The organism is Thermogemmatispora onikobensis (genome assembly GCF_001748285.1).
Taxonomy (GTDB): Bacteria; Chloroflexota; Ktedonobacteria; order Ktedonobacterales; family Ktedonobacteraceae; genus Thermogemmatispora; species Thermogemmatispora onikobensis.
This window is the reverse complement of sequence record NZ_BDGT01000059.1, coordinates 37744-45534: the sequence shown is the minus strand read 5'-3', so window position 1 is coordinate 45534 and position 7791 is coordinate 37744. Positions and strand designations below refer to the sequence as shown.

Annotated in this window: 7 protein-coding genes; 5 read left to right on the top strand and 2 right to left on the bottom strand. The window is 60.3% G+C overall.

What is annotated here, in order from left to right; all coding sequences use genetic code 11:
- The coding region (locus BGC09_RS23015; RefSeq protein WP_176728984.1) for a hypothetical protein at positions 1-228 on the top strand (228 nt) is incomplete at its 5' end.
- A 201-nt stretch (positions 229-429) separates the two neighbouring features.
- Positions 430-1350 (top strand): alpha/beta fold hydrolase, encoded by a 921-nt coding sequence (locus BGC09_RS19305; protein ID WP_069805855.1) that lies wholly within the window; start codon positions 430-432, stop codon positions 1348-1350.
- Between the two features lie 80 nt (positions 1351-1430).
- Here the strand turns inward: BGC09_RS19305 and BGC09_RS19300 are convergent, their stop codons facing one another.
- Positions 1431-2924, bottom strand: coding sequence for an MFS transporter (locus tag BGC09_RS19300; RefSeq protein ID WP_069805854.1), 1494 nt, complete (start codon positions 2922-2924; stop codon positions 1431-1433).
- Between the two features lie 503 nt (positions 2925-3427).
- Positions 3428-4627, bottom strand: coding sequence for a beta propeller repeat protein (locus BGC09_RS19295; RefSeq protein ID WP_069805853.1), 1200 nt, complete (start codon positions 4625-4627; stop codon positions 3428-3430).
- Positions 4628-5277: 650 nt separating this feature from the next.
- On the opposite strand from BGC09_RS19295, the gene BGC09_RS19290 reads away from it, so the two are divergent.
- The 3 genes from BGC09_RS19290 (at position 5278) to BGC09_RS19285 (ending at position 7705) form a co-directional block, all read left to right on the top strand.
- Positions 5278-6684, top strand: a complete 1407-nt coding sequence (locus BGC09_RS19290) for a flavin monoamine oxidase family protein (RefSeq protein WP_069805852.1) — start codon at positions 5278-5280, stop codon at positions 6682-6684.
- Between the two features lie 512 nt (positions 6685-7196).
- On the top strand, positions 7197-7340 hold the full coding sequence (locus BGC09_RS23010; protein ID WP_176728983.1) for a hypothetical protein: 144 nt from the start codon (positions 7197-7199) through the stop codon (positions 7338-7340).
- A 2-nt stretch (positions 7341-7342) separates the two neighbouring features.
- Positions 7343-7705: a zinc-ribbon domain-containing protein gene (locus tag BGC09_RS19285; RefSeq protein ID WP_069805851.1), complete on the top strand. Its 363-nt coding sequence runs from the start codon at positions 7343-7345 to the stop codon at positions 7703-7705.
- Positions 7706-7791: the final 86 nt, after the last annotated feature.

The window sequence follows — 7791 nt, the reverse complement described above, 5'->3', positions numbered from 1 at the left end:
CATGAAATCTATGAAGACTACCGTCCTCTGCCGCCACCACATCTGCGGCTTCCGCTGCCATTGACGCGCCTTTTCTCACGCCAGAACATCTTGAAGTTCCGGCCCAGAAGCCGCAGCGCTGGCAAGGAGGCCAGGCAGCCACTGATGCCAGCGCCGGCGGGCGAGCGCGTCCACGGGCGTCTGATTCAGCTGACAACGCTGGTCAGTCGCTATGGACGTCGGCTATAATACAGAGAGTGGCGTCTGCCCTCAGCGGCGCCGCTTCTTTATCCTGGCCGGGGCCGGCGGTCTCCTGGTCCCTGTCGCGCGCTTTGAGAGATTGTTTTGCAGCGTGGCACGGTCATTGACCCAGAGCTGACCTGGTTGTTGACTGGCTGGTTTGATCGCCGGCATTCATTTGACTTTTTGTGTGTGCGCGCCGGAAGGAGCATGGCCAAGAAGGAAGAGCAAGAAGCCCTGTTGACGACGAGGGATGGAATCGCCCTCTCTGTTCATAGTTGGAAGACGGAGCAGCCGAACTGCCTTCTATTGTGCATTCAGGGGCTGGGTGGGCACGGCGGCTATTATGATGTCCTGGCCCAGGCCCCTGAGCTAGCCACGGTCCAGATCGTCGCCCCGGATTTGCGTGGTCATGGCCGATCGCAGGGGCGGCGGGGAGACATCGCCAGCTTCCGTCTCTATTTAGAGGACGTTGACAGTACAATAGCCTGGGTCCGCCGTTGCTGGCCCTTCTTGCCGCTGATTTTGCTTGGCGAGAGCATGGGGAGTTCGATCGCCATTCACTATCTGAGCAGTCACCTGCCCCATGTCCAGGAAGTCAGCGGGCTGATCCTCATCTCGCCCGTGCTGAGCGCCTCTATTACCCCACGGCCCGGCGAGGTCCTGCGCTACCTCCGGCTCCTGCTGACGGCGCCGACTCGGCCCGCCATGCCGATCACCGGGCGGGAAGAGCTGGGCTGTCGTGACCCTGCCTTCAACGAGCGCCTGCGCCAGGACCCGCTCTTTGTGCGTCTGGTCAGCGTGCGCTTTCTCAACCTGCTCAGCTCCTGGCTGGCCAGCGCCCGGCGCCGGGCCCCAGCCATTCACCTGCCCCTCTTGCTGCTGCGGGGGAGCTGCGACTTCATTGCCCGCGAGCGTGGCACACGGGCATTTCTACGGAGGATTGGGAGTCGCGACGTAGAGGTGGTCACACTGACTGGCGCCTACCACTCCCTCCTGCACGATCCGGCCACGCCCGCCCTGCTGGAGGCCATACACAGCTGGATCGAGCGCCATCTTCCCCAGACTCGGGGCCTGAGCACTGCGCAGGCAGATAGACCGGCAGGCAGGCAGGTAGACCGCAACGACTGAGCTGCCTGGCCCTCGCCTGCCCCCGGGCAGGGCCATAGATTATCAGCGCTCCGCCCATTCCTTGAGCTTGAGGAGAGGGGTCAGGGTACTGGTAGCCGCTCCTGGGCCTCGGCCTGCTGCCTGGGCCCGCCAGAGAAGCGATTGCGATTGTTGCGGGTCAGGGCACGCCCCGCGGTCAGTAGAGCCGTAAGCAGACAGGAGCAGGCCAGCAGGTACGTCACCGGAACGATGCCCAGCCAGTCGGTCAGGGCTCCCATAAAGAGCATGACCGGAATGGCCCCGCCGTTAAAGAGGACCTGAAAGAGGGCCAGGACACGCCCACGCATCTCGTCAGGCGAGCGCTGCTGCATCAGGGTCTGGGCCGGCACCACCACCAGATCAAGGCCGAAGCCGACGGCAGCCGTCAGAACAGCCAGGACGAGGAGGAAGAGGGGATGTGTGGCCCAGTGGGGAGCAAGCAGGAGGCGCGCCAGCCACTGCAAAGGGGGGATCAGAGCGATGCCGAGGCCAGTCCCGACCATCCCCACGAGCATCGTGCGCAGCGAGCCAAGGCGGGCCACCACCGCTGGCACCAGCAGCGAGCCAGCTACCAGACCAATGCCCGCCGGCGCGAAGATGACTGTGGTGTTGCTGGCAGGCAGCCCCAGCAGCCGCTGCACAAACGTTGTCGCCAGCTCGGCGATGGTGAGCATGACCAGTCCGCCAAAGCAGGACTGAAAGAGAGCATCCAACAAGACCCCATCGTTGCGCACCAGGCGCCAGCCGTCTTCCAGGTCCCGACGCAGCCGCTGCCAGCCCGAGAGCAAGGCCCCGGCTTCCTCAGAGAGTACCTCGTAGGGATGCGTACGCTCAGCTTCTCCTCCAGCCCCAGCTAGCGCCGCAGGAGACGAGGAGGGGCTGGCTCCTCCGCTCTGGCGCCCAGAGCGACTTTGACGTGGCAAGGTGGCCGTCAGTGCGGTGGCCAGCAGATAGAGCACTGAGATGAGCAGGAAGAGGGTCTCAACAGGCATGAGATTTATTTTTGTGCCTAAGAGCGATAAAGAGAGCGGAGGCAGCAAGTTGAGCATCAGGGGGCCAAGGATGAGGAGACCAACCGCCTGACTGGTGTTGAGCGTCAGATTATAGAGGGAGAGCGCAGGCAGCAATTCCTCTTCTTCCACCAGGCTCGGAATGATCGCCCCCTCCGCTGGCGAGAAGAAGAGGCCCACCAGGGAGAAGAAGAACGCCAGGATATAGATAAAAATATATTGATGAGGACTCAGCAAGAGAGCGAGCACAAAGAGGAGGGTGGCAAAGGCCCGCACGACATTGCTCACCCAGAGCACGGTGCGACGATCGAGGCGATCAACGAGGGCGCCAGCGGGAGCGCCGAAAAGGACCAGCGGAAGGCTGAGCGCGATGATCACCAATCCAACCATGACCGCCGAGTGAGTCTCATTGGTGATCAGAACGATCATGGCATAGCTTGCCGTGAACTGCACACTCAGATAGATCACCTGGGCCAGCCACAAGCGTAGCAGAGCGGGATGGCGCAGTACGCGGAGGACGGCCAGGCCCTCTAGTAATTTCTTCATGCAAACCCCCTCGGACCCGATGTCGTCAGGATTCCCCTTCTTCCCCTTCGGCCCGTGGCCGCCCCCTGCTTCTCTCCCGGCAGGCAACACCTGCTCGCCAGGTGCTCACCCGGCCAGGCAGCGCGGGGAATCTCTTCGACCGGATCGTACGACAACGCCAGGCCACCCACTCGCGAGAGTGGGTGAGGAAGGCTCGATCTGACTTCACTACCAAAACGGACGAAGCCCGGAGCTGGTCGCACTCCGCCCGTTGCCGTCATGTTCCCTTTGCCAGGACGAGCTGCGTCCTGTCCTGTCCTGGCCTTGCCAACGGCAAGAGCTGTCAATAGTCTAGCGCAGACTCTGAAGGAAAGCAATGAGAGTACAAAGGGTACAGGCAGTTAAAAAAGCAGAGCAGGAAGATAGGGTCAGAGGCGCAGGCCCCTGACCCCCAAGAGTAGTGGAGAGAAGCTGCTTCGGCAGCTCCTGCCTGGGCCGAGAGTACAACGACGGGGTGCGAGGTGTTAGCCGCAGTTGGTCAACACCGTACCGTGCAGACCAACGACCCAGACCTGCTTCGTATTGGGCACAGCGGCGGCTCCGAGCAGCATATGCTGACGGCCATCGGCAGCATTGGGGGCCTGGATCAGGTTCCAATGGGCGCCGTCCCAGTTTTCGAGCAGGGCACTGAAGTGGCTGCCGCTGAAGGCGCCGCCCACGGCCCAGACATTGCCCGGGGAGACTGCCGCGACGCCGGTCAGATAGCTGGCGAAGGCATTGGGCGCATCGGAGCTAGGTACGACGCTCCATTGCGAGCCATTCCAGTGCTCAACCAGCGTTTTGGCCCGCATCCCGTTGAGCAGAGAGCCCTGGAAGGCGGAGCCCACTACCCAGACGTTATCGGGAGCCAGGGCGGCCACTCCGCTGAGCATGACCATCTGGGTTGAGGGACCCTGGCCACTGACCGCTTTCCAGCTGTTACCGTCCCAGTGGACAATGACGCCGGAGCCCATCGAACTCATGTTCAGATTCACGCCGTAGCCCTGGAAATTGTAATTGACCTTGAGGCTGGTTCCGACCGCCCAGATGTCATGCGCGCTGCTGGCCGCGATGGCGAGCAGGGAATCGCCCTGGCCAGCCAGATTGGCTTGCAGGGCCACGCTCCAGCTCTTGCCATCCCAGTGCTCGATCAGAGCCTGGCTGTTCGAGGTGCCAACCGCCCAGACATCGTTGCGCGCCAGCGCCACAACGCCGTTGAGCTGGCCATTGCTAACGGCGTCGCTCACAATGCTCCAGCTCTTGCCATCCCAGTGCTCGACCAGGGTGTGATTCGGCGTATTGGTGGTGCTGCCCACAGCCCAAATATCGTCGGGGGCGCTTCCAGAGATGCTCTTGAGCAAGGCTGGCTCGCTCGGGGCCGGGCTGGGCACGACGCTCCAGGCTTTGCCGTTCCAGTGCTCGATGAGAGGCACCGATCCCTGACTGCCGACGATCCAGGCGTTGTCTGGGGCAAAGGCGGTGACGCCCACTAAGGCCCCTTCGGCAGCGTCAGGGACGCGACGCCAGGCCCCGCAGGTGAGCGCAGGCGCCTTTGAGGCCGCCGCTACCGTTGACGTCAGGTGGGCTGTGCCCTCGCTCGCTCGCGAGATCAGGAGCGTGACCAGGGCTACCAGCGCGCAGGAGAGCAGAACCGCTCCAGAACGTTTGAGCATTCCACCCAACATAGTCTACACCATCCCTTTCCACGTCTTCCTTGACAAACAGCAAACCAGCAGCCTCCTGCTGCTGTATCCACTCTTTTTGGCTGCTCACCTGCTCCTCCCGCAGAGCGCCGTTTCTGGCATGGCCGCCTGTCCCCCACATGGGATTGGGATCAATGAGTCCCCACCCCACCATACCGACCATCCCTGGTGCCCCGAGAGACGGTCTGGCCCGGCTCCGAGCCTGTCTCAGCTCGCCGCTGCCACTTCCGCCGGCCCATCAGGGCAAGGCAAGGCCCGGGAGATAGGTGGGCCATCATGGAAGCAGGTGCGCAGTCTTGAGTGTTTTTTTGGCCTTTCTGAAGAAGTACGGTCAGTAGAGCAAGTTCATCTTCTTATCTCTATCAGGCCGTCTTCTTCATGATACAGTGTAGCAAAGATGAAGAAGGGGTCTTTCTCTCGATACCATCTCATAGCAAAAAAGTTATAGGCTTTGGTGTATACGTCTATTTCCGTATGCTGATTATTAGATTGGATACGGCCATCTGGCGGTTCTGGTGCGCGGAGGCCAGCGTTCCCAGCGGTCTCCAGCTGGTGGCTCTATGTGATAGAGTAATACCACAAATGCTACGCAGACCTCTGCCATCAGCATAGATCGCTGCTGGAGCAATCTCATGCCACGCATTGCAATCGTTGGGGCTGGCATCGCCGGCCTGGTGGCCGCTCTTACGCTGCAGGAGGCGGGCCTGTCCTGCTCTCTTTATGAGGCTTCCGACCGTATCGGTGGGCGTATCCGCTCCGATGCCCATACCTGGCAGTCTGGGGCGGTCAGTGAAGGCTGCGGCGAATTCATCGACGCTGATCATGAGCTGATGCACCAGTTGATCCGGCGCTTCGGCCTCACGACGATCAGTCTCGAGCGAGGCCGGGCCCCCAGACTGATCTACTTCTTCAACCGCTACTATCGCGAAGATGAGCTAATAGAGCCGCTGCAAGCTGTTGCCGCCCTGCTGCAAGAGCAGCTGCAGGAGATCGGCCCGGTGACCACCTACAGGCAGTATACGGCTGCCGGCTACCGCTTCGATCATCTGAGCGCTTACGATTGGATCGAGCGCTTTGTGGCGGATGGCCATCGTTCTCCTGTTGGCCGTCTGCTCGATATTATGTGCAGCGGCTATTATGGCCTGGATACCAGCGAGCAGAGCGCTCTCAACTTGATTTATATGTTTGCCCCCCGCGATCTGGCTCGGGGTTCTACCAGTGGTGGGCCGCAGCTAGAGAGCTGTAAGATTCGGGGAGGGAACGAGCAGCTGCTGCAGGCCATCGCGCGTAGCCTCCCCGAGGGAAGCATCCATTTGCAGCACCGTCTGGTCGTCATCGAGCGGCGGAACGAGCGGGAGGTCGTTTTGACCTTTGTCACGCCTTCGGGGCCTGTGGAGGTGCGTTGCGAGCATGCCCTGTTAACGCTGCCTTTCAGTACACTCAGACAGGTTGATTATCGTCGCGCTGCTTTCAGTCCACTCAAGCAGCAGGCGATCGCCGAGCTTGGCTATGGCACGGTTTCTAAGCTCTTTCTGGAGTTCGACCAGCCGTACTGGTATCAGGAAGGCCCCTGGCCCCATCCTCATAATGGCTTCATCGTGACCGACCTGGAGCTTCAAACCCTCTGGGATGTCTCCTATGGCCAGGGAGTCTCAGGCGGTCTGCTCCTCTCTTACAGAAGTGGCAGCCGAGGGGCTGCTCTGGTCTCTCCAACTCCTTACGCAACCTCACTCGACGCGGAGGCCGTGAGGCAAGCCGCTGCCTCTTGCCTTCAGCAATTGGAGCACCTGCTGCCCGGTATCAGCGTCCACTACACGGGCAGAGCCGCCTTGAGCTATTCAACAGGCGACCCCTACCTACTCGGCAGCTACTCTTGCTGGCGCGTTGGACAATATACGCTCTTCAGCGGGTATGAGAGAGTGCGCGAGGGGCCGATCCATTTTGCTGGAGAACATTGCTCGGTCGAGTTTCAGGGCTTCATGGAAGGCGCAGCCCGCGAGGGAGTACGCGCGGCCCAGGAGATCCTCGAAGACTACTGAGCAGACGGCCTCTGCCCGGTCTGCCTGCCAGGCAACTGTCAGAAGACTGGCCTTCTGCGCAGCTTGAGCTGATCGCTCTTTGCCCGCGGAAGGCCGCTTTTTGTTCCTTTCTCGGGAGTCGCTCGCATACTGCTCACTGTCTCGCTCGCTGATCATTTCCAGATTTCTCCCCTCGATCAAGAAATACTGGTGTGCAGGGCTTGCTCTTCCCCTACAGTAGCAGCAGAAAGCCTGACGGGGCTTCGCTGCTGCTTCAAAGGCCAGTCTTCAGAGAAAGGAGCAGTCAGATATGGTTACCATTATCAATGTTTTTCCTCTCGTTAAGTGAAAAACATCACAGCGTATTTATCAACGGTCTGGTAACATGAACCCAGCAAGTAGATATAGGTCTAGGCCGGGATGCCACACGATTGCTTCAGCATCTGTGGAGCAGCCAGCGCAGGAATAAGCTGCAGTGAAAAGACGTACGCTGAGCAGGTAAGGAACTGGCATGACGAGTTTCTGCTTGCTTGATGCAGCAATTAATTACGGTGGCGATGCCTGATAAGCTTGGATGGGCTTTGCTGCTGGCGCTGTTCTGGCTGATTGGCAGTACAGATACTTTCACGTTGCTATTCTTTGGAAGACAGCTTGTCATCTACCAGGGAGGGTATTAAGTATGTATGTGATCGTTTATGGCTATCGCACTAAGCAGTGGTTAATGGGCCGGATTCCAGCAGTGTGCCAGCGCTGCCAGCGCACGACCCAGCAGCAAGTGGTACGCTCACAGCGCAAGTTTACGCTCTTCTGGATTCCTCTCTTTCCTATCATGACCAGAACCTTCCTGGTCTGTACGCTCTGTGGCCATCAGATGCGTGTCGACAACAAGCAGGCCGATGCCTGGGTCAAGTCGCCAGCTACGCCTCCCTCTCCTCAGCCAGGACAGTCTGCTCTGCCGGGAACGCCCGGAGTTGGAGGACCGGCAACGACGCCCCAGCCTGGCTATCCTTCCCAGCCTGACAGTCCTCCACCTGCCATATGAGCAACGGCCACTCTCGATATGGCGCCTGAAAGCTGGCTGGCAAGAAGACGAGACAACTCCGAGATAGCGCTTTTGCCTTCAGAAGG